The organism is Streptomyces sp. NPDC050535 (assembly GCF_044457665.1).
Lineage (GTDB): Bacteria > Actinomycetota > Actinomycetes > Streptomycetales > Streptomycetaceae > Streptomyces.
In genome coordinates, this window is the sequence record NZ_JBITHE010000003.1 from 469881 (window position 1) to 490313 (window position 20433).

General features: G+C 70.8%; 20 protein-coding genes. 10 read left to right on the top strand and 10 right to left on the bottom strand.

Annotation, left to right across the window (positions count from 1 at the left end; translation table 11 throughout):
- Positions 1–178 precede the first annotated feature (178 nt).
- Together ACIBLC_RS10125 and ACIBLC_RS10130 are read left to right on the top strand one after the other, a co-directional pair.
- A complete protein-coding gene (locus ACIBLC_RS10125; RefSeq protein WP_399210302.1) occupies positions 179–1810 on the top strand; it encodes a glycoside hydrolase family 43 protein in 1632 nt (543 codons plus the stop codon).
- The gene (locus ACIBLC_RS10130; protein WP_399210303.1) at positions 1807–2649 is read left to right on the top strand and encodes an alpha/beta fold hydrolase; all 843 of its coding nucleotides are present in this window, start codon (positions 1807–1809) and stop codon (positions 2647–2649) included. Before ACIBLC_RS10125 ends, ACIBLC_RS10130 begins: the two co-directional genes overlap by 4 nt.
- Before the next feature lie 8 nt (positions 2650–2657).
- On the opposite strand, the gene ACIBLC_RS10135 is transcribed toward ACIBLC_RS10130, so the two are convergent.
- Both ACIBLC_RS10135 and ACIBLC_RS10140 read right to left on the bottom strand, forming a co-directional pair.
- Positions 2658–4358, bottom strand: coding sequence for an alpha-amylase family protein (locus tag ACIBLC_RS10135; RefSeq protein WP_399210305.1), 1701 nt, complete (start codon positions 4356–4358; stop codon positions 2658–2660).
- The gene (locus ACIBLC_RS10140; RefSeq protein WP_399210306.1) at positions 4349–5353 is read right to left on the bottom strand and encodes a TIGR03885 family FMN-dependent LLM class oxidoreductase; all 1005 of its coding nucleotides are present in this window, start codon (positions 5351–5353) and stop codon (positions 4349–4351) included. The genes ACIBLC_RS10135 and ACIBLC_RS10140 overlap by 10 nt, the downstream gene beginning before the upstream one ends.
- Before the next feature lie 198 nt (positions 5354–5551).
- Between ACIBLC_RS10140 and ACIBLC_RS10145 the strand changes: the two genes are divergently transcribed.
- From ACIBLC_RS10145 to ppk2, 4 genes are all read left to right on the top strand, one after another.
- Complete coding sequence (locus tag ACIBLC_RS10145; RefSeq protein ID WP_399210307.1) at positions 5552–5959, top strand: CoA-binding protein; 408 nt, start codon at positions 5552–5554, stop codon at positions 5957–5959.
- A 210-nt stretch (positions 5960–6169) separates the two neighbouring features.
- Positions 6170–7324, top strand: a complete 1155-nt coding sequence (locus ACIBLC_RS10150) for an anion permease (protein ID WP_399210309.1) — start codon at positions 6170–6172, stop codon at positions 7322–7324.
- A gap of 18 nt (positions 7325–7342) precedes the next feature.
- Positions 7343–7576: a hypothetical protein gene (locus ACIBLC_RS10155; protein WP_399210310.1), complete on the top strand. Its 234-nt coding sequence runs from the start codon at positions 7343–7345 to the stop codon at positions 7574–7576.
- A gap of 75 nt (positions 7577–7651) precedes the next feature.
- A complete protein-coding gene (gene ppk2 / locus ACIBLC_RS10160) occupies positions 7652–8542 on the top strand; it encodes a polyphosphate kinase 2 (protein ID WP_399210311.1) in 891 nt (296 codons plus the stop codon).
- A 131-nt stretch (positions 8543–8673) separates the two neighbouring features.
- Here the strand turns inward: ppk2 and ACIBLC_RS10165 are convergent, their stop codons facing one another.
- Positions 8674–9033, bottom strand: a complete 360-nt coding sequence (locus tag ACIBLC_RS10165) for an ArsR/SmtB family transcription factor (protein ID WP_399210312.1) — start codon at positions 9031–9033, stop codon at positions 8674–8676.
- Between the two features lie 61 nt (positions 9034–9094).
- Here ACIBLC_RS10165 and ACIBLC_RS10170 point away from each other — a divergent pair, with 61 nt between their 5' ends.
- Complete coding sequence (locus tag ACIBLC_RS10170; protein ID WP_399210313.1) at positions 9095–10237, top strand: cation diffusion facilitator family transporter; 1143 nt, start codon at positions 9095–9097, stop codon at positions 10235–10237.
- 7 nt (positions 10238–10244) lie between these two features.
- On the opposite strand, the gene ACIBLC_RS10175 is transcribed toward ACIBLC_RS10170, so the two are convergent.
- A complete protein-coding gene (locus ACIBLC_RS10175) occupies positions 10245–10802 on the bottom strand; it encodes a YbaK/EbsC family protein (RefSeq protein ID WP_399210314.1) in 558 nt (185 codons plus the stop codon).
- 34 nt (positions 10803–10836) lie between these two features.
- Positions 10837–11418, bottom strand: a complete 582-nt coding sequence (locus ACIBLC_RS10180) for a helix-turn-helix domain-containing protein (protein WP_399210315.1) — start codon at positions 11416–11418, stop codon at positions 10837–10839.
- 93 nt (positions 11419–11511) lie between these two features.
- Between ACIBLC_RS10180 and ACIBLC_RS10185 the strand changes: the two genes are divergently transcribed.
- Positions 11512–12372: an EamA family transporter gene (locus tag ACIBLC_RS10185; protein WP_399210316.1), complete on the top strand. Its 861-nt coding sequence runs from the start codon at positions 11512–11514 to the stop codon at positions 12370–12372.
- 1 nt (position 12373) lies between these two features.
- Here ACIBLC_RS10185 and ACIBLC_RS10190 read toward each other — a convergent pair whose 3' ends face one another.
- Positions 12374–13171 carry an acyltransferase gene (locus ACIBLC_RS10190; protein WP_399210317.1) on the bottom strand — a complete coding sequence of 266 codons (798 nt, stop codon included), beginning with the start codon at positions 13169–13171 and terminating at the stop codon, positions 12374–12376.
- 118 nt (positions 13172–13289) lie between these two features.
- On the opposite strand from ACIBLC_RS10190, the gene ACIBLC_RS10195 reads away from it, so the two are divergent.
- Positions 13290–13823: a gamma carbonic anhydrase family protein gene (locus ACIBLC_RS10195; protein ID WP_399210318.1), complete on the top strand. Its 534-nt coding sequence runs from the start codon at positions 13290–13292 to the stop codon at positions 13821–13823.
- A 69-nt stretch (positions 13824–13892) separates the two neighbouring features.
- Here the strand turns inward: ACIBLC_RS10195 and ACIBLC_RS10200 are convergent, their stop codons facing one another.
- The 3 genes from ACIBLC_RS10200 to ACIBLC_RS10210 form a co-directional block, all read right to left on the bottom strand.
- Entirely contained in the window at positions 13893–14564 is a 672-nt protein-coding gene (locus ACIBLC_RS10200) for a DedA family protein (RefSeq protein ID WP_399210319.1), read from the bottom strand.
- 207 nt (positions 14565–14771) lie between these two features.
- Positions 14772–17231, bottom strand: coding sequence for a beta-glucosidase (locus tag ACIBLC_RS10205; RefSeq protein WP_399210320.1), 2460 nt, complete (start codon positions 17229–17231; stop codon positions 14772–14774).
- A gap of 374 nt (positions 17232–17605) precedes the next feature.
- Positions 17606–18043, bottom strand: coding sequence for a DUF4442 domain-containing protein (locus tag ACIBLC_RS10210; protein ID WP_399210453.1), 438 nt, complete (start codon positions 18041–18043; stop codon positions 17606–17608).
- A gap of 215 nt (positions 18044–18258) precedes the next feature.
- Here ACIBLC_RS10210 and ACIBLC_RS10215 point away from each other — a divergent pair, with 215 nt between their 5' ends.
- Positions 18259–19302 carry a hypothetical protein gene (locus tag ACIBLC_RS10215; protein ID WP_399210321.1) on the top strand — a complete coding sequence of 348 codons (1044 nt, stop codon included), beginning with the start codon at positions 18259–18261 and terminating at the stop codon, positions 19300–19302.
- 79 nt (positions 19303–19381) lie between these two features.
- Here the strand turns inward: ACIBLC_RS10215 and ACIBLC_RS10220 are convergent, their stop codons facing one another.
- Positions 19382–20227, bottom strand: coding sequence for a spermidine synthase (locus tag ACIBLC_RS10220; protein WP_399210322.1), 846 nt, complete (start codon positions 20225–20227; stop codon positions 19382–19384).
- Positions 20228–20433 lie beyond the last annotated feature (206 nt).

Here is a 20433-nt window from a genome sequence, read left to right on the forward strand (position 1 = left end):
CGATCGCTCCTTCGACGGCGACTTCGTCGAGGGGCCACGGCCGAGAGTCCGGGCGGCGCGCTTGACGGCTCTTCAGGAGATCCGGGCGGCCTGTGCGACGCCGCTTCAACCAGGGCCTCAAGAAACAGCCCGGCCACGCGATACGCCCGCCTCCAACCGCAAACGGAGAGACGAACACGTGACCACCACACCCCCGGCCACCATCCGCAATCCCGTCCTGCGTGGCTTCGAGCCCGACCCCTCGGTCCTGCGCGTCGGCGACGACTACTACATCGCCACCTCGACCTTCGAGTGGTACCCGGGTGTTCGGATCCACCACTCCCGCGACCTGGTCAACTGGCGTTGCCTGGGCGGCGCCCTGGACTCCCGGCGCCTCCTCGACCTCCAGGGTGTCCCCGACTCCGGCGGCATCTGGGCCCCCGGCCTGTCGTACGCGCACGGCCTGTTCCACCTCGTCTTCACCGTGGTCGACACCTACGGCGAGGGCTGGAAGGACGTCCCGAACTTCCTCACCACCGCTCCTTCGGTCGAGGGCCCCTGGTCCGACCCTGTGCCGCTGCACTCCCGGGGCTTCGACACCTCGTTCTTCACCGACGAGGACGGCGGCGACTGGCTGCTCAACATGCGCTTCGACTGGCGTCCCGGCCACGAATCCTTCGCCGGAATCCAGCTCCAGCGCTACGACCGCGCCGCCCGCCGGGCCGTCGGAGACCCCACGACCATCTACCGGGGCACCTCCGTCGGTGTCACCGAGGGCCCGCACCTCTACCGCCGGGACGGCTGGTACTACCTGCTCAGCGCCGAGGGCGGAACCGGCTATGAACACGGCGCCATGGTCGCCAGGTCCCGCGTCATCACCGGCCCCTACGAGACCGATCCGGCCGGACCACTGCTGACGTCCCGTCATGACCCGACGCTGGAACTCCAGAAGGCCGGGCACTGCTCGTTCCTGGAGACCCCGGACGGCCGGTGGTACGCGGCCCACCTCGTTGCCCGCCCCTACACCGAGCGCGGCCGCTGTGTCCTGGGCCGCGAGACCGCTCTGCAACCGGTGACCTGGGCCGAGAACGGCTGGCCGCGCATCGACGGCGGCGTTCCCGCCCGTACCGTCCCCGCCCCGGGCCTCCCCCCGGCGCCGGTCCCGGAGCCGCCCGCCACCGAGCGTTTCGACCCTCCCGCGCTCGGCCCCGACTGGTCAACCCTGCGCCGCCCCGCCGGCCCCGACTGGATCGGCCGTGCACCGGAGGGCGGACTGCGGATCACCGGCGGCCAGTCGGCCGGCACCCGGCGCGCACCCAGCCTGGTCGCCCGGCGCGTGACCTCCCAGGACTGCTCCTTCGAGGCCCACGTGTCCTTCGCCCCACGCACCCCGAACCACCTCGCGGGCCTGACGCTCTACTACAACACCCGCAACTGGCACTACCTGTACGTGACTTCGGAGGACGACGGCAGTCCCGGTCTCCGGGCACTGACCTGCGAGGCCGGATCCCTCACCGCCCACCAGCCGCGCATCCCGCTCGCCCCCGGCGGCCCCGTCGTCCTGCGCGCGGAGCTCGCAGGCCCTGTTCTCCGCTTCTCGTACGCCCTCGACGACCGTGCAACCGGCGTCGCGGACCATAAACATCTGCCACTCGAACTCGACGCCACCGCCGTCTCCGACGAGGCCGCCGACGAGTTCGGGACCGCCGGAATGCGCACCCTGGGCTTCACCGGGGCGATGCTCGGCCTGTGGGTCCAGGACCTCGACGGATCCGGAGTCCATGCCGACTTCGCCCACGTCACCTACCGCCCCGAGGACCCCCGGCCATGACGGCCGTCGAGCTCTTCCACACCGAACTGGGCTCCGTGGGTGCCCATTCCGTGCTCCTGGTACACGGCTGGGGCGGCGACGGCCGCGAGTGGTCGGCGCACGCGGAGACCCTTTCGACCCGCCATCACGTGATCGTCCCCGATCTGCGCGGACACGGCCGCTCCCCGGCACCGGCCCACGACAACACCCCCTTGGCGATGGCCCGCGACCTCTCAGCACTCGTCCACCAGCTGGACATTGGCCCGGTGGTCGCCGTCGGCCACTCCATGGGCGGCCAGGTGGTCAATCTGCTTGCTGTCCACCACCCCGACTCCGTACGGTCGGTGATCGCGCTGGACCCGGCCCACGGCGCGCCCGAGACGGAACTCCCGGACATGAGGCGGAATCTGACGCTGTACCAGGCTGGGGGCGCCGAGGCCGCCGCCGCCTTCGTCGCCGGGGCCTTCGCCGAGGACGCACCACCGGGCCTGCGCACCGCGCACGTACGCACCATGCTCGGCACGCCCGGCCATGTCGTCGCCCAGTCCTACGCCGGTATGTACCTCGACCCGGGCGCGGCGGGTCCGCGTCCCGCGGCCGAGGACTACCTCCGCCGTCGTACCCAGCCCGCGCTCACGGTGTGGACCGCCCAGCCGTACGCCGACTGGGAGCGCGGCACACTGCACGTTCCCGGCTCCCGCGTCGACCACTGGCCGGACAGCGGCCACTACCTGCACGAGGAACACACCGACCGCACGGTCGAGCTCATCGAGGGCTGGATCGCGCGGTCCAGTGGCAGATGCCCCGCCCGTCGCCCGCACCGCTGCGCGTCAGTTCCGGATGCGCAGCGGATTCCCTGACCGTTCGGTCAGCCGGTGGCGACCCTCTCGGGGTCGTCCGCGGGGGTGCCGACGCGGAGCCATCGGTATCCGTAGGGCGGCAGTTCGACGGGGAGCAGACCGTCGTCGGGCACCGTCATACCGGCATGCCGGTCGTCGAGGAGATCCGTCAGCCTGCCGCCTGGGCCGGCCTCGGACAGCCGCAGCCGTACGGTGACCGGCCGGTCCGCGAAGTTGTGCACGGCCAGGACCGTCCCGTCGCCGGTGCGGCTGACGTGGGCCAGCACGGAGCGCTCTCCCGTTTCGGCCAGGTGGTACTCGCCCCAGGCCAGTTCGGGCGCCTCCCGGTAGCGCTCGACGAACAGCCGTATGCGGCTCAGCAGCGAACCGGGATCGCGGCTCTGCTCGTACACATTGACCGTCTGAGGTCCGAACGCCCCCTCCACCATCGGGTTGGGGAAGGCCGTCGGCTCAGCGGTGGAGAACCCGGCACCCTCGCCCGGGGTCCACTGCATGGGCGTGCGTACGGCCTGACGGCCCTCGGCGGCCAGGTTCTCGCCCATCCCTATCTCCTCGCCGTAGAAGAGCACGGGGGTGCCCGGCAGGGTGAAGAGCAGGCTGTAGGCGAGTTCGACGCGGCGGCGGTCGCCGTCGACCATGGGCGGCAGCCTGCGGCGCAGACCACGGTCGTACAGCTGCATGTCCTTGTCCGGCCCGAAGGACGCGAAGACCTCGGCCCGTTCGTCGTCGCTCAGCTTGTCGAGGGTGAGTTCGTCGTGGTTGCGCACGAAGGTGGCCCAGTGGGCGTCCCGGGGAGCGGCCGGGCGGTCCCGCAGCGCGGCGGCCAGCGGCCCAGCGTCCTCGCGCGCCATCGAGAGGTACATCTGCTGCATTCCGATGAAGTCGAAACACATGGTGAGTTCGTCACCGCGGTCCGAATCGGGGTCGCCGAAGAACCGGGCGAGACCGTCGTACGGCAGGTTCACCTCGCCGAGCAGCACCGACTCACCGTTGCGGCGGCCCAGGAAGGCGCGCAGGTCGGCGAGATAGTCGTGCGGGTCGGGCAGCGCTCCGGCGTCGTCCTGCCCGTCCGTCTCCAGCAGGAAGGGCACGGCGTCGACGCGGAAACCCGACAGGCCGAGCTGTGTCCAGAAGCCCATGACGCGGGCTATCTCGTCGCGGACCTCCGGGTTGGCGACGTTGAGGTCGGGCTGCTCCTTGTAGAACCGGTGCAGGTAGTACTGACCGCTGCCCTCGTCGTACTCCCACAGGCTGTCCTCCGCGTCGGGGAAGACCACGCCCTCGGGGCCGTCCTTCGGGGGCTCGTCCTGCCAGACGTACCAGTCGCGATAGGCGGAGTCCCGGCCGGAGCGGGCGTCCTTGAACCAGGGGTGTTCCTCGGAGGTGTGGTTGACGACGAGGTCGGCGATCACGCGGATGCCGCGGTCCTTCGCGGTGCGGACGAACTCGGCGAAGTCCCCGAGGGTACCGAGGCGGGGGTCGACACCGTAGAAGTCGGTGATGTCGTATCCGTCGTCGCGTTCCCGTGTCGGGTAGAAGGGCATCAGCCACACGCACGTCACGCCGAGCCGCGCCAGATGGTCGATCCGCTGGGTGAGCCCCACGAAGTCGCCGATCCCGTCACCGTTCCCGTCCTGGTACGTCTCGACGTCCAGGCAGTACACCACCGCGTTCTTCCACCACAGGTCGGACGTGCGGGTCAGACGCATCGGTACTCCTTGGCCGTGGCGGGAAGCGGGCTGGTGACGTCGAGCTGCGGCAACACCTCGGCGCCGAACGTGTCGATGAACGAGGCCTGTTCACGGCCCACGTGATGGAGCATCACGGTGTCGAACCCGAGGTCGGCGTACTCCTGTAGCCAGGCGGTGTGTTGGCCGAGGTCGGACGAGACGTTGACCGTGCCGGCCACCTGCTCGGGCGTGACGTGCTCGCTGACTATGTCGAACAGTTCCGCGGAGTCCAGGTCCCAACTGACCGGCGGCGAGTGCACGTTGGTGCGCCACTGGTCGTGGGCCAGCGCGAGGGCGCGGTCCTCGTCGGGCGCCCAGCTCAGGTGCACCTGGAGGTGCAGCGGCCCACGGCCACCCGCGTCGCGGTACGCGTCGGCGATCTCGCGCAGCCGTTCCGGCGGGGCGTTGACCGTGATCAGGCCGTCGGCCCACTCGGCGCACCAGGCGGCGGTGGCCGTGCTGCACGCGGCTCCGATGAGCGGCGGCACGGCGGTCGGGAGCGTCCACAGCCGGGCCCGGTCCACGGTCACCAGCCCGTCGTGGCTGACCTCCTCACCGGCCAGCAGCGCGCGGATGACGTCGACGCACTCCCGCAGGCGTGCGTTACGTAGCTCCTTGCGGGGCCAACGCGCCCCGGTGATGTGCTCGTTGGAGGCCTCGCCGCTGCCGAGCGCGACCCAGAACCTGCCCGGGTACATGGACGCGAGGCTGGCGACCGCCTGGGCGATGACCGCGGGGTGATAGCGCTGGCCCGGCGCGTTGACCACGCCGAACGGCATCCGCTGGGTGGCCTGGAGCGCGGCGCCGAGCCACGACCAGGCGAATCCGGACTCTCCCTGGCGGACGCTCCACGGAGAGAAGTGGTCGGAGCACATGGCGGCGGTGAATCCGGCGCTTTCCGCCTGGACCACGGCGTCGAGCAGATCCGCGGGCGGGATCTGCTCGTGCGAGGCGTGCAAGCCATAAACAGTCATGCCGTCGCGAGTACCCCGACAACCGGCCCTCAGTGAAGACCGGGCCGACGGAGCCGGAAACACCGCGAAGCCGTGCGCACGTACCCTTGCACCCGCCCGAGAGGGCCGTTACCCCAGTGACAGCCGCGGGGAATCGCCGTGTTCCGCCCGCTGTTGTCCGAAACGGCAGCCCTCACACGAATCTCCAGGAGGCCGAGCGTGTACGGCGACTCAGCATCGACCCGCAAGATCCTCACCGAGCTCGGCGACACCTGGGCGATCGTGGGCCTGTCGTCGAACCGGCGCCGCGCGGCCTACGGAGTCGCGGAAGTACTCCAGCGCTTCGGAAAGCGCGTCGTGCCCGTGCACCCGAAAGCCGAAACGGTCCACGGCGAACAGGGATACACCTCCTTGGAAGCCATCCCCTTCGAGGTCGACGTCGTCGACGTGTTCGTCAACAGCGACCTCGCGGGCGCCATCGCCGACGAGGCCGTCCGCATCGGCGCCAAGGGAGTCTGGTTCCAGCTGGACGTCATCGACGAGAAGGCCTACGACCGGACCCGCGCCGCCGGCCTCGACATGGTCATGGACCGCTGCCCCGCCATCGAGATCCCGCGACTGGGCTGACCGGGCCGGCCGCCGGGAGCACGAATTCGAGTAAGCCGAGCGGTACGTCCTGCCGGGAGACCCCCGGCAAGTACCCTCGCGGGCGCGAACGTCGAACTCGGTGCCGCGACAGCCGTTCCTTCGGCAAACAAGTGTTCAACTTCACTCCCCCATACGCGGCCTTTACCTTCGGTTAGCCACGTGTACAGGAGCGATTGCTTCCATCGAGGAATGGACCACATCACGTTCCTCGTGGCGGTCGTCATCGTCACGGCGCTGGCATTCGATTTCACCAACGGCTTCCATGACACCGCGAACGCGATGGCCACGTCCATCGCCACCGGAGCGCTCAAACCGAGAACAGCGGTCCTCATCAGCGGAGTCCTGAACGTCGTCGGGGCCTTCCTTTCCACCGAGGTCGCCAAGACGATCTCGGGGGGCATCGTCGACGACACCCTGGTCACACCGGGCATGATCTTCGCGGGCCTGGTCGGGGCGATTCTGTGGAACCTGATGACCTGGCTCGTCGGGCTTCCCTCCAGCTCCTCGCACGCCCTGTTCGGCGGACTGATCGGGGCGGTGTGGGTCGGCGCGGGCGAGCACGGCGTGCACTTCGACATGGTGGTCGAGAAGATCCTGATCCCGGCCGTCGCCTCGCCCCTCGTCGCGGGCATCGCCGCACTGCTGGCCACTTACCTGGCCTACAGGATCACGGCCCGGTCCCGCGAGAAGTCGGTGACCAAGGGCTTCCGGCTCGGTCAGATCGCCTCGGCCTCGCTGGTCTCACTGGCCCACGGCACCAATGACGCGCAGAAGACCATGGGCGTGATCACGCTGACCCTGATCTCGGCGGGAGCGCTGGGCCACGACGCCGGTCCCCCGGTGTGGGTGATCGCGTCGGCCGGACTCGCCATCGGGCTCGGCACCTACCTGGGCGGCTGGCGGATCATCCGCACCATGGGCAAGGGCCTGACCGACATCCAGTCGCCCCAGGGCTTCGCGGCCGAGGCGGCCTCCACGACTGTGATCCTCACCTCGGCCCACCTGGGTTTCGCGCTCTCCACGACACAGGTCTGCTCGGGCGGCATCCTCGGCGCCGGTCTGGGCAGGCGTCTCGCCGAGGTCCGCTGGGGCACCGCCGGCCGGATGGTGATCGCCTGGCTGGTCACGCTGCCCGCCGCCGCGCTGGTCGGCGGAGTCTCCGCGAGCGTGGTGACCCATGGCGGCACCTTCGGCACCGTGGTGATCGCCCTGGTCGCCCTGGCCGTCGCCACGGTCATCGTGATCGCCTCGCGCCGCAACCCGGTGAGCGCCCACAACGTCAATGACGGCCACGAGGTCACCCTCCGCGGCTCGACGCCGACCGATGTCGGCGCGGCCGCCTAACCACGAGGAGTTCTGGACATGCATCTCGACTGGAACGCGCTCGGCGAGGTAGCCGCGGTGAGTACCGGAGTCACCGTCGGAGTGGTGGTCGTCTTCGCCCTGGGTGTGCTGGGCCTCGCCCGGGTCGAGTCCGCGCGCGAAGCCGGCGGCGGCACCGACACCCTGGGGTTCGCCCAGGCCGGGCTCTGCTTCCTGGCCTGCGCGGCCGTGGTGGCGTACGGAATCTATTTGATCGTGCCGCAGTTCCACTGACGCACGACACTGAGGGTGGGCGCCGGCATCGGCACTGAGACTGACACTGACGCACCGGGAGAAGGGAAGGCTGACATGACGCCACTGATGGCGGGGATGCGGGTCGACTACAGCGACCACGACGACCCCGTACTGATCCGCCCTGACGGCACCCCGGTCGACACCTGGCGGGAGAACTATCCGTACCCGCAGCGCATGGAGCGCAAGGAATACGACTGGCACAAACGCCTCCAGCAGATAGAACTGCTGAAGCTGCAGAGCTGGATAAAGGAGACCGGACGCCGGCTCGTCGTCGTCTTCGAGGGACGGGACGCGGCCGGCAAGGGCGGCACGATCAAGCGGTTCACCGAGCACCTCAATCCGCGTGGTGCCCGCGTCGTGGCCCTGGAGAAGCCGACCGAGCGCGAGCGCGGACAGTGGTACTTCCAGCGGTATGTGGAGCATCTGCCGACCGCGGGCGAAATAGTCCTGTTGGACCGGTCCTGGTACAACCGCGCCGGGGTCGAGCGGGTCATGGGTTTCTGCAGTGATGACGAGTACCGGCGCTTCATGCGGCAGACACCCGCGTTCGAGCGGATGCTCGTGGACGACGGCGTCGACCTGATCAAGTTCTGGTTCTCGGTCTCGCAGGGCGAGCAGCGCACCCGTTTCACCATCCGCCAGGTCGATCCCGTACGGCAGTGGAAGCTGAGCCCCATGGACCTGGCCTCGCTGGACCGCTGGGACGACTACACCGCCGCCAAGGTCGCCATGTTCCGCGAGACGGACACCGAGCAGGCGCCCTGGACCGTGGTGAAGAGCAACGACAAGAAGCGGGCCCGCGTCGAGGCCATGCGCAGTGTCCTCGCCCGTTTCGACTACACCGGCAAGGACGAGGAGGTCGTCGGCAGCCCGGACCCGAGCGTCGTGGGTGAGGCGGCGAACCTGCTGGAGGAGGGCGAGGACGACACGGCGCACGTCTTCTGAGCCGAGGACACGAATGTCCCGACCACCGCCCGACTGCCCCGCTCCCAGCCGCCGCCGGCGGTTCGCCCGTACCGCTCCCAGCCGTTCGGCCGTACCCGCTCCTGGGCGTATTCCGGCCGGCCATACCGCTCTCAGTCGTGGGCCGGCCGGTCATTGAGCCGGTGGTCGGCGAGGCTCAGTGCCTCGTCGACCACCCGGCGCAGATGGCCGTCGCCGAGTGAGTAGATCACCCGGCGGCCTTCCTTCCGGGTGATCACGAGACCGGCGAGCCGGAGCCGGGCCAGGTGCTGGCTGACGGCGGGACGCGCCGCGCCGCAGACCTCCGTGAGCGTGGTGACGTCGGCTTCTCCGCCATTCAGGGCGTGCAGCAGAGCGAGGCGCGTGCGATCCCCCAGCAGGGCCAGGAGTTCCGCCGCGAGCGCGAACTGCTCCTCGTGAGGGGTACGCGGGTGCGCATCATGCGCAGTTGATAGGTGCATGCGTGCGCTCATACGCACATAATGTCCCGGTGGACGGTGCCGCGTCCACTCCGCGCACCGGAAAGGGACCCACGTGAGCGACGAGCACACCCACGACCATGGCCGCCCACACGGTCACGACCAGCCGGACGGCCATGGTCACGACCACCCGCAGGGTCACGGTCACGACCACCCGCACAGCGATCGTCACGACCACCCGCACGGTCACGGTCACCCGCACAACCACACCCCCGGGCCCACCCACCGCCTGCGCCACCTCCTCGCCCCCCACTCACACGAGACCGCCGACAAACTCGACCCCGCCCTGGAGTCGTCGGCCAAAGGCATGCGCGCGCTGTGGATCTCCCTCGTCGTCCTCGGCTCAACCGCCCTGGCACAGGCGGTCGTTGTCGTGCTCTCGGGTTCGGTCGCACTGCTCGGCGACACGGTGCACAACGCGGCCGACGCCCTCACCGCCGTGCCGCTCGGGATCGCCTTCGTACTGGGCCGCCGCGCGGCGACAAGGCGCTTCACCTACGGCTACGGCCGGGCGGAGGACCTCGCGGGCATCGTGATCGTGCTGACGATCGCCGCGTCCGCCGCCTTCGCGGCCTGGACGGCGGTCGACCGGCTGCTGGACCCCCGCCCGCTGCACCACGTCCCGGTCGTCGCCGTCGCCGCGGTCATCGGCTTCCTCGGCAACGAGTGGGTCGCCCGCCACCGCATCCGCGTCGGCCGCGAGATCGGCTCCGCCGCGCTGGTCGCGGACGGACTGCACGCCCGTACGGACGGATTCACCTCACTCGCCGTGCTGGTGGGCGCGGGCGGCGCGGCACTCGGCTGGCAACTCGCGGACCCACTGGTCGGGTTGGCGATCACGGCCGCGATCGTGCTGGTGCTGCGCGACGCCGCGCGTGAGGTGTTCCGCCGGGTGATGGACGCGGTCGACCCGGCGATGGTCGACCGGGCCGAGGAGGCGCTGCGGGAGGTTCCGGGCGTACGCGGCGTGGGTGAGCTGCGGCTGCGCTGGATCGGACACCGGCTGCGCGCCGAGGTGGCGGTCGTGGTCGACGGCGAGGTGAGTGTGCGCCGGGCCCACGACATCACCGTCGAGGCCGAACACGCCCTGCTGCACGCCGTTCCGAAGCTCACCGCGGCCCTGGTCCACGCCGATCCGACTCCGTTGCCGGGCGAGAGCGACCCCCATCTGACGCTCGCGCATCACGCCATCGCCTGACCTGCCGTCAGGCGACGCCGAGCCCCTCCAGCACCACGGCGTTGGGCAGCTCCGCGAACACCTTCCCCGGTACCAGCAGCTTCCCGCGCCGGCGTCCGCTCCCCACCAGTACATACGGCAGCTCGACGACCGCCGGGTCCACCAACACCGGCCAGTCGCCCGGGAGTCCGATGGGCGTGATGCCGCCGTACTCCATGCCGGTCTCGTCGGTCGCCACATCCATCGACGCGAACGAGGCCTTGCGGGCGCCGAGTTGCCGGCGGACCGCGCCGTTCACGTCGACGCGGGTCGTGGAGAGGACGACACACGCGGCGAGCGTGGTCTCGCCGCCGCGCCTGCCCGCGACGACCACGCAGTTGGCGGACTGGTCGAGCAGTTCCTTGCCGTAGTGCTCGACGAAGGTCGCGGTGTCGGCCCATTCGGGATCCGTGTCGACGTAGACGATCCGGTCGGCGGGGATGTCACCGCGCCAGTCGCGGACCGCGTCGGCGACCGGGCGGATGAGTTCGCCGAGGCAGTCGGGAGCGGGCGTGGCGTGGTCGAAGTGTCCGATGGGTGCGTGCATGACCGCACGCTAACAGCCGCGCGCGAGCCCTCGGTCAGGCGTCCCGGTGCACGCCAGGCACCGACACCGTCATGATCATTTCCACCGGCGCGTCACCGGCGTTGCCGTAGGTGTGGGGGGTGTTGGCCTCGAAGGAGGCGCTGGCGCCGGCCGGCACGACGTGTTCGGCGCCGTCGACCGTGAGGGTCAGCTCGCCCGCGGTGACGTGGATGAGTTCGACCGTGCCGGTGGGGTGCGGGTCCGAGGGACTGCTCTCGCCGGGCATCAGCCGCCAGTCCCACATCTCCAGCGGTCCCGGCGCCTCGGTGCCCGCGAGGAGCCGGTTGTAGCTGCCGGCGTCGGTGTGCCAGAGCCGGACGGCCTGATCGGCCGGGACGATCCGGACCTTGGGGCCCTGCTCGTAGTCGAGGAGGGTCGTGATGCTGATACCGAGGGCGTCACCGATCTTGACGACCGTGCCGAGGCTGGGGTTGGTCCTGGCCTGCTCGATCTGGATGAGCATGCCGCGGCTGACTCCGGCGCGGGCGGCGAGCGCGTCCAGGGTGAAGGCGCGCTCGGTGCGCCAGCGTTTGACGTTGCGCGCCAGGGACTGGGTCAGCAGGTCGAGGTCCGACACATTCCGTCCAATATTATGGATGACAGAGTCTAATTTATTGAACTATGGTGTGGTGCACCAAATTGTTCACCAAACTGTACTGCGAGGCGTCTCATGACAGCACTCTTCGCCCTGGCCACGAGCCTCCTGTGGGGCCTGGCCGACTTCGGCGGAGGCCTGCTGACCCGGCGTATGCCCGCTCTGACGGTGGTCGTCGTCTCGCAGTCGATCGCGGCCGCCGTCCTCGGCACGGTCGTGCTCGCCACCGGCGCCTGGAGCGAGGCCGGCCCGCAGCTGTGGTTCGCGGTGGCCGCCGGCCTGGTCGGTCCGGTCGCGATGCTCTCCTTCTACAAGGCCTTGGCGCTCGGCCCGATGGGCGTCGTCTCGCCGCTCGGTTCGCTGGGCGTCGCCGTGCCGGTCGGCGTGGGCGTTGTGCTGGGAGAACGTCCAGGGCTGGTCCAGTTCGCGGGCATCGCGGTCGCCGTCGTCGGGGTCGTGCTCGCGGGCGGGCCGCAGCTGAAGGGCGCCCCCGTCCACCGGCAGGCGGTCCTGCTCACCCTCCTCGCCGCCTTCGGCTTCGGCGCGGTGATGTCGCTGATCGCGGAGGCCTCGACGAACCTCACCGGTCTCTTCCTCGCCCTCTTCGTCCAGCGCGTGACCAATGTGGCGGCGGGCGGCACGGCGCTCCGCGTCTCGGTGAAGCGCGGCGCCAGGGCAGCCCTTCCCGAGGGCGGATTCCCCCGGGGTCTGGTGCCCGCGCTGGCCTTCGTCGGCCTCGCCGACGTCGCGGCCAACGGCACGTACTCCCTCGCCGCCCAGCACGGCCCGGTCACCGTCGCCGCCGTCCTCGCCTCGCTGTATCCGGTGGTCACGGCCCTGGCCGCGCGCGGCATCCTCCGCGAACGGCTGCGCGGGGTCCAGGCGGCCGGCGCGGGGCTCGCGCTGATCGGCACGGTCCTGCTGGCGACGGGCTGAGTCAGGTCTCGGTGCGTACGTCCCCGGGCGCGCCCCGCACCTCCAGGTCCAGCTCCGCGAGACGCGCCGCCGTCTCCTCGTCGAGCCCCGACAGCGCCGACAGCTGCTCCGACGTCACCCCGTCCGGGATCGGTACCGGTGCCGGCGTCCGCAGCGGCGGCTGCCACCCGCCCACCGCGTCCCAGCGCCGTACGACCCGGGCGGGTGCCCCCGCCACCACGGCGTGGTCCGGCACCTCGCCTCGCACCACCGCGTGGGCCGCCACCACCACGTTCCGCCCGATCCGCGCGCCAGGCAGGATCACCGCCCCGGTCCCGACCCAGCAGCCCGAACCGATCTCCACCGGCTCCATACGCGGCCACTGCTTCCCGATGGGCACCTGCGGGTCGTCGTAGGAGTGGTTGGTGGACGTGACGTACACGTACGGACCGAAGTAGCAGTCGCTGCCGATCGTGACCGTCGTGTCGGCGATGACATGGCTGCCGCGGCCCAGCACGACTCCGTCGCCGATGCGCAGGATCGGGTCGGGGCCGAGGTCGAGGTCGGGCATCAACCCGGCGGTCAGCGTGACCTGTTCGCCGACGATGCAGTGGGAGCCGAGGTGGATCCAGGGTTCACCGAACACCGTGCCGAGCGGGAAGGCCAGTCTGGTACCTGTTCCCATCGCGCCGAAGCGGAACCGTCCCGGGTGTTCCGCGGTGACCGCACCCGTGCGCTGCACCCAGGCCCAGCCCGCGTGGACGACGCGTTGCGCGAGGCGGCGCCGCCATGATGAGAACGTGTTCTTGCTCGTGGGCACCCGCTCACGGTACTCAGCGCGAAGTGTGCCGATGAGGCCGTACGGCTGTGATCTTCGCCCCACCCGGGCGCGCACCGATGGCATACGGTGCCGGAGTACCGACGAGAAGGAGACGGTGATGACGCAGCGGGCGCTGATCGCGGGGATCGGCGGCAAGGATCCGAAGGTGGACCCGGAGGCGTTCGCGGCGCCGACGTCCGTGGTGATCGGCGAGGTGACCCTGCACGCGGGGGCGAGCGTCTGGTACGGCGCGGTGCTGCGCGCCGAGGTCGGTCCGATCGTCGTCGGCGCGGACAGCAACGTCCAGGACAACTGCACGCTGCACGTCGACCCGGGCTTCCCCCTCACGATCGGCGAGCGTGTCTCCGTCGGGCACAACGCGGTGATCCACGGCGCCACCGTCGAGGACGACTGCCTGATCGGGATGGGCGCGACGGTGCTCAACGGCGCGGTGATCGGCGCCGGTTCACTGGTGGCCGCCCAGGCACTGGTGCCGCAGGGGATGCGAGTGCCCCCGGGCTCACTGGTCGCCGGCGTACCGGCCAGGGTCAGGCGGGAGCTGACCGACGAGGAGCGCGAGGGAATCACGCTGAACGGCACGCTGTACGTCGAGTTGGCGAAGGCGCACCGCGCGGTGCACGAGGAGGAGTGACCGGCTCCGGTCCGGGCCGGTCCGCTGCGGTCCGATGGTGATCAGTCGGTGACCGCTGTCCGACGGTGATCAGTCGGCGACGGGTGCCGGGGTGGCCGACCCGTCGGCCGGCGCGTGTTCGGCCGCCTCGTGCCGGTCCGCCGCCTTCTTCGCCTTGCGGCGCACGACCAGCAGCGAGGTGAGCCCGATGAGCACCGCGGCGACCAGACCGAGGTAGGAGAAGCGCTTGAGCCAGTCCTCGGCGACCACGCCCACGTAGTAGATGACGGCGGTGGTGCCACCGGCCCAGATGATCCCGCCGAGGACGTTGGCGATCAGGAACTTCCAGTACGGCATCTTCAGCACGCCCGCGAGGGGGCCCGCGAAGATCCGCAACAGGGCGACGAAACGGCCGAAGAAGACCGCCCACATGCCCCACTTCTCGAAGGACCGCTCGGCCGTCGCGATGTGCGCCTCGCCGAAGTGTCTGGGGAACTTGCCGCCCAGCCAGGCAAGGAGCGGTCGTCCGCCCTTGCGGCCGATGGCGTAGCCGATCGAGTCGCCGATGATCGCCCCCGCGGTGGCACACGCTCCGAGGATGACCGGGTTGATCCCGCCGTGCTGCGAGGAGAGCAGTGCCGCGGAGACCAGGATGATCTCGCCGGGCAACGGGATGCCCAGGCTCTCCAGGCCGATGACCAGCCCCACCAACGCGTAGATGGCGACCGGGGGCACCGTCTCGAGCCATTCCTGGACGTGCAACGCGGGTCCTCCCGTTTCGCGTGGCTGCTTTCCCGGCGTGCGCTCGCCGCTCCCTGCTCGCTCGGAGCGTCGGAGCGTCGGGAACGCACGCCGGGAAGCCTACCGGTCAGCTGAGCACGGCCGCGCCCGACGGGTCGTACCGGTGTTCCTGACGGACGGTCGCGTGCCGGGAGTTCGCCCAGGCGGGCCCGGCGAGGAGAGGGCTGATCATGTCCTGACCTCCGCCGTCGTCCGCAGTCGCAGGTCCCGCGACGACGCCCCGACCCACACGGTGCGACGCCCGGTGCCGAGCACCCAGCCGTGCCGCTCGGTGTCCCAGGAGGAGAGCGTGCGCCGCTCGACGACGACGGTGACCCGGCGCGACTCCCCCGCCCGCAGCGCGAGCCTGCGATAACCGCCCAGCACCCTTACCGCCTGGTCGAGTCGCAGATCCGGCGACGGGCCGACATAGACCTGCGCGACCTCCACGCCGTCACGCCGGCCGGTGTTGCGCACGGTGAAGCTCACTTCGAGACCGCGCGGGGACCGGCGTACGCGCGGATCGTCGTACGCGAAGGAGGTGTACGACAGGCCGTGACCGAAGGGGAACAGCGGGCGCGCGCCTTCGGCGTCGTACCAGCGGTAGCCGGCGTGGATCCCCTCCGAGTACTCCTCCGTGCCGTCGACGCCCGGATAGCGGCGCGGGTCGCCGGCGACCGGATGGTGGTCGTCGTCGGCCGGGAAGGACTGCGTCAAGCGTCCGCCCGGATCGCAGTCGCCGAACAGCACGGCGGTGGTGGCCGCCGCGCCCTCCTGACCCGGGTAGTACATCTGGAGCACGGCGGCCGTACCCCGCAGCCAGGGCATGGAGGTCGAGGAGGAGGTGTTGAGGACCACGGTCGTACGGGGGTTCGCCGCCGTCACCGCCTCGATCAGCTCGGTCTGATGGCCCGGCAGTGCGAGGGTCGTGCGGTCCTGGCCCTCGGTCGCGTCCTCGTAGGCGAAGAGGACGACGCTCCGTGCGGCACGCGCGGCCCTGACCGCCTCGGCCACGTCCTGCGCGCGGGTCGTTCCGGTACTGCGCCGCAGCCGGAACAACTGCCCGCCGGTGCCGCCCTTCGCGGTGATCCCGAGCTGGTGCGCGCCCTTGGAGAGATTCAGCGTCCTGCGGCGCACGGACAGGCCGTCGGGTGCGGCGGTGACGAGCCCGCCCTGGAAGTACTCGCCGTAGCCGGGCGCCACGGGGAAGAGGTCCTCGCCGTCGAGGAACACCTTGGGCCGCTCGCCCGAGTAGTGGATGACGAGGGCCCACTCGTCGGCGTCCGCGACAGTGAGCGTGCCGTCGTACGTCCAGGTCTGCCCGGCGGCCACACCCTGCGCCTCGCTGTTGATCCCCGCGGTGAGCGCGCCGCTCGGAATCGCCTTGCCGAAGAGGTCCTCGCCGAGCGCGTACGACACCTTCGCGCCGCGTCCCGCACGGGACTTGATCGCCATGAGGGGACTGTCGGCGCGGTCGGGGACGACATGGGCGCTGCCGCCGCCGCTGACGAACGGCAGGGAGCCGGTAGGGCCGATCACGGCGATGCTGCCGCCTGTCAGGGGCAGGGTGTGCCGCTCGTTGCGCAGGAGCGTCGCCCCCGCCTTGGCGACCTCCAGAGCGACGGCCGCGCCCGCCTCCGGGTCACGGGAGGGGCGGGGCGGCGCACTGCCGTCGAGCAGCCCGAAGCGGTCCATCACCGTGAGGACGCGGCGTACGGCGCGGTTGACGTAGGCCTCGGATACGGCGCCGTCGCGCACGGCCTTCTTCAGCGCGTCCCCGAAGTACGTGCCGTCCGGCATCTCCATGTCGAGGCCCGCGGTGAGCGCGGCGCCCGTGCTGTGGGCGGCGAACCAGTCGGTCATCACCCAGCCCTCGAAGCCCCACCGGCCGCGCAGGACATCCGTGAGCAGCGCCTTGTTCTCGCAGGCGAAGGTGCCGTTGACCTTGTTGTACGCGCCCATGACCGCGCCGGAGCCGGCCGCGACGGCCGCCTCGAAGCCGCGGAGTTCGACCTCGTGCATGGTCTGTTCGTCGACCCGCACGTCGACGGACATGCGGTCCTTCTCCTGGTTGTTCAGCGCGAAGTGCTTGACCGTGGCGATGAGTCCCTCGCCCTGGATGCCGCGGATCTCGGCCGCGACCAGGTCGCCGGAGAGCAGCGGGTCCTCGCTGAACGTCTCGAAGTTGCGGCCCGCGTACGGGGTGCGGATGAGGTTGACCATCGGGGAGAGCAGCACGTCCTGCCCTAGGGCGCGGCCCTCACGCCCGATGACCTGGCCGTATCGGCGGGCCAGTGAGGGGTCGAACGCGGCGGCGAGCAGGACGGGTGCCGGCAGGGCCGTCGCGTGGCGGGCGACCCGGACACCTGCCGGGCCGTCGGCGAGGCGGAGCGGGGGGATGCCGAGGCGTGGGACTCCGGGCACGTATCCGGCCTGGCCGAGCGAGGCGGGGTCGGTGGCCCCGTGCAGCAGTGAGATCTTTTCGTCGAGAGTGAGTTTGCCGATCAAACCCTCTACGCGGGGGCCCGCACCGGTTCTGGACTCGGCGTGGGCGAGGGGGGCGGGGCCGGCGCCGGTGGCCGCCGCGGCGACCGCGATGGCGCCGCTCAGCAGCCGCAGGGCCGATCTCCGGGAAAAGGCGTGGGACATGAGCCGTCACTCCTTCGGTGCGCGGGCACGTCGTTGTGGACCGCGTGTACACGTGCCAACGGCAGTCGCGTTCGGCCCTTGAACGCACTATGCGTCAGAGCCGACTTGACACGCCGTCAGGCACCACGGGTACGGCGCGAAAACTATGACCGGAGGTGACTCGTGTCAATGAAGTGAACCGAAAAGGCGGGTCGTGCGACAAGAAGCGAAGGGATGAGGAGTGAAGGAAAGGAACGGAGGAATGAAGGGGCCGGACGGAACGGGTTCGACCGCGCGAGTCCGACCGGGCGGCCGACGGCCGGGGCGGCGCCGCGGTCAGCCCCGACCGGGCCGGCTGTCAACCGCCAGGCCGGCGCCCGCTCACGAAGCTCGGCTCAGCCGTTCGGACGCAGCGTCCAGATGACCGTCATCTCGCCGGTCACCGCGCCGTCCTCACGCTGGATGGCGACGGCGACGGGAAACTCGGGGCGCTTGCCGGCGTCGAGTTCGGCGACGACGTCGACAGCGGGGCGGCCGAGCGTCGCGGTGGCCGTGACGGGGCCCATCGCAAGCTTCTTGTACGCGATTTCGGCACTGACGGCGAGCGGCACGGCACGCGACAGCTGATCCCCGAACGCGGCGAGGACGATCGCCCCGCTCGCCGACTCCCCCAGCGTGAACATCGCTCCGGCGTGCGGCCCGCCGACGTGGTTGTGGTAGTCGTTCTGGTCCGGAAGAGCCACGACGGCCTTTTCCGGCGTGGTCTCCACGAACTGGAGGTTCAGGGTCCGGGCCATCGGCACGGTGGCGGCGAGCATCTCGCCGATCGACATCTGGTCTGCGCTCATACCGACATGTTACCCACGAGTAGCAGTCCTGGACCAGCACCCCGCACCGATCGCAGTATCGTTTCGCCTAGGGATGTGACGATACGGAGATGCTTCATCACCGTCCGCCGCCACGACGTCTCGCCCGACGTCGATCCGGTACACGGTTGACGAGCCGCGGTGACCGCAACATGTCACAGGCGGGACTAAGGTGGCTGCCCATGTGGCCAGGACAGCAGCCGCCCGGGGGCGAGCAGAACCCGCAGGACCAGAACCCGTACCAGCAGCCGGGGTACCAGCAGCCGAATCCGTATCAACAGCCCGGATATCAGCAGCCGGGCCCTCCGCAGCCCAATCCGTACGGACAACAGCCGGGACCGCAGCAGTGGGGGGCTCCGACGGAGCCGCTCGGAGGGCCGCGGGTGCCCGGCGGTCCGGGCGGCGGCGGGAACAAGACCAAAATCACGGCGATTGTCGCGGCGACGGCCGTCGTGATCGCGGCCGGTGTCACCGGCTTCCTCGTCCTCGGCGGTGACAAGGACGACAAGGCGGGCGACGATCCGTCCAAGTCCCCCGCGTCGTCCGCGTCCGCGTCCGCCTCCACGTCGCCGAGCGCGAGCACCGGCGACGACAACCCGCGGGGCGGCGACGACGAGAAGGCGACGATCGCGGGCTGGAAGGTCGTCGTGAACCCCAAGTGGGGCACGGCCTTCGACGTACCGGCGGACTGGGACGTCCGTACTCCGGGGACGTTCATCGGCTTCGAGGACGACCAGAAGGGCGACGGCTCCGTACTGATCGGCATGTCCGCTCCCGCCTTCCTCCAGGAGAAGTGGTGCACGTCCGACGCCGACAAGGACGGCTACGAGGACGAGTCGGCGCTGGCGGCCGTGGGCACCAAGGGGCAGAGCGGCGCCAAGAACACCGACGACGTCGCGAGCAACGACTCGGCCTGGTGGGTCTTCGGCGGCTACACGGACCAGAAGGACGCGTCGAAGAAGCTGCTCAAGATCGGCAAGCCGAAGGCGTACACGACGACTTCGGGCATCAAGGGCAGCGTCGCGACGACGTACTCGTCCGGCGTCCCCAAGAAGGACAAGTGCGACTCCGACGGCAAGGCCACCACCTTCGCCTTCAAGAACTCGGCAGGCGACTTCGTCTCCTGGACCTTCTACGGAGCCAAGGGCGTGTCCGACGAGGTCCCGGACGCGACCGTGCAGAAGATCCTCGGCACGGTACGGCTGCACGGCGAGCCGACGGGGTGACTCGGGGGCCGCGCGGAGCGACGTTCCGCGCGGCTCGGCCCTGAACCGTGGACGGGGCTCACGGCTCACGGCTCACGGCTCAGCCGATGCTGAAGGCGCCGTCGGGCGGCTCGGGCGAGGGGACGGCGTCCTCGTCGCGTACGGGCCGCGCGCCGGCGATGAACTCCCTTAGCGCGGATCCGTGTTCGACGCGTGCCGGAAAGGCGTCGGAGGCGGTACGGCGGGCGAGGGCCGCGGTGTCCAGGGGACGGTGCGAGGCCACGAGCAGCGCGTTGCCGAAGCGGCGGCCGCGCAGGACGCCCGGTTCGGCGATCAGCGCCAGCTCCTCGAACACCGCCGCGAACGTGGCGAGTTGGGAGCGCAGGAAGGCGAACGGCGCGGCGTCGGCGAGGTTCGCGAGGTAGACGCCGTCGGCACGGAGGACCCGCTCGGCCGCCCGTGCGTACGCCTCGGAGGTCAGATGCGCCGGGACACGCGCGCCGCCGAACACGTCAGCGATCACGATGTCGACGGAGTCGGGCGCCGCTGCCTCGATCCAGGCGCGGGCGTCCGCGCCGTGCAGCGCGATGCCCTCGCCGTCGGGCACCGGCAGGTGCTCGACGACGAGCGAGAGCAGGCCCCGGTCGGCCTCCACCACGTCCTGCCGCGAGCCCGCCCGGGTCGCCGCGACATAGCGGGGCAGGGTGAGCGCGCCCCCGCCGAGGTGCAGCACGTCCAGCGGCCGCCCCGGTTCCGCGACCGTGTCCACCACATGCCCGAGCCGGCGCGCGTACTCGAACTCCAGATGCGTCGGCTCGTCCAGATCGACGTACGACTGCGGTGCCCCGTCCACCGTCAGCAGCCACGCCCGCTTCCGGTCGACGTCCGGCATCAGCTTGGCGGTCCCGTGATCCACGTCGCGTGTCACGGGTATCGGTTCGTCCACCGTTCCATTGTGCGGCCGGATCCCGGCCCGTACGGCGTTCGGACGGAGCGGCCGGGTACCCGACGGCCCCGGTGATGCGGGGCCCCTGTGATGCGGGACACCCAGGTGGTGGGGGGGGCCCCCCCCCCCCGCCCGCCCCCCCCCCCCCCCCGGGGGGGCGGGCGCCCCCCCCCCCCCCGCCGCGCCCCCCCCCCCCCCCCCCCCCA

Excerpts from the sequence above, each read along its gene's own strand:
- ACIBLC_RS10130 (WP_399210303.1), top strand. The coding sequence starts at position 1,807 with ATGACGGCCGTCGAGCTCTTCCACACCGAACTGGGCTCCGTGGGTGCC.
- ACIBLC_RS10135 (WP_399210305.1), bottom strand. The coding sequence starts at position 4,358 with ATGCGTCTGACCCGCACGTCCGACCTGTGGTGGAAGAACGCGGTGGTG.
- ACIBLC_RS10140 (WP_399210306.1), bottom strand. The coding sequence starts at position 5,353 with ATGACTGTTTATGGCTTGCACGCCTCGCACGAGCAGATCCCGCCCGCG.
- ACIBLC_RS10150 (WP_399210309.1), top strand. The coding sequence starts at position 6,170 with ATGGACCACATCACGTTCCTCGTGGCGGTCGTCATCGTCACGGCGCTG.
- ACIBLC_RS10155 (WP_399210310.1), top strand. The coding sequence starts at position 7,343 with ATGCATCTCGACTGGAACGCGCTCGGCGAGGTAGCCGCGGTGAGTACC.
- ppk2 (WP_399210311.1), top strand. The coding sequence starts at position 7,652 with ATGACGCCACTGATGGCGGGGATGCGGGTCGACTACAGCGACCACGAC.
- ACIBLC_RS10165 (WP_399210312.1), bottom strand. The coding sequence starts at position 9,033 with ATGAGCGCACGCATGCACCTATCAACTGCGCATGATGCGCACCCGCGT.
- ACIBLC_RS10175 (WP_399210314.1), bottom strand. The coding sequence starts at position 10,802 with ATGCACGCACCCATCGGACACTTCGACCACGCCACGCCCGCTCCCGAC.
- ACIBLC_RS10185 (WP_399210316.1), top strand. The coding sequence starts at position 11,512 with ATGACAGCACTCTTCGCCCTGGCCACGAGCCTCCTGTGGGGCCTGGCC.
- ACIBLC_RS10195 (WP_399210318.1), top strand. The coding sequence starts at position 13,290 with ATGACGCAGCGGGCGCTGATCGCGGGGATCGGCGGCAAGGATCCGAAG.
- ACIBLC_RS10205 (WP_399210320.1), bottom strand. The coding sequence starts at position 17,231 with ATGTCCCACGCCTTTTCCCGGAGATCGGCCCTGCGGCTGCTGAGCGGC.
- ACIBLC_RS10210 (WP_399210453.1), bottom strand. The coding sequence starts at position 18,043 with ATGTCGATCGGCGAGATGCTCGCCGCCACCGTGCCGATGGCCCGGACC.
- ACIBLC_RS10215 (WP_399210321.1), top strand. The coding sequence starts at position 18,259 with ATGTGGCCAGGACAGCAGCCGCCCGGGGGCGAGCAGAACCCGCAGGAC.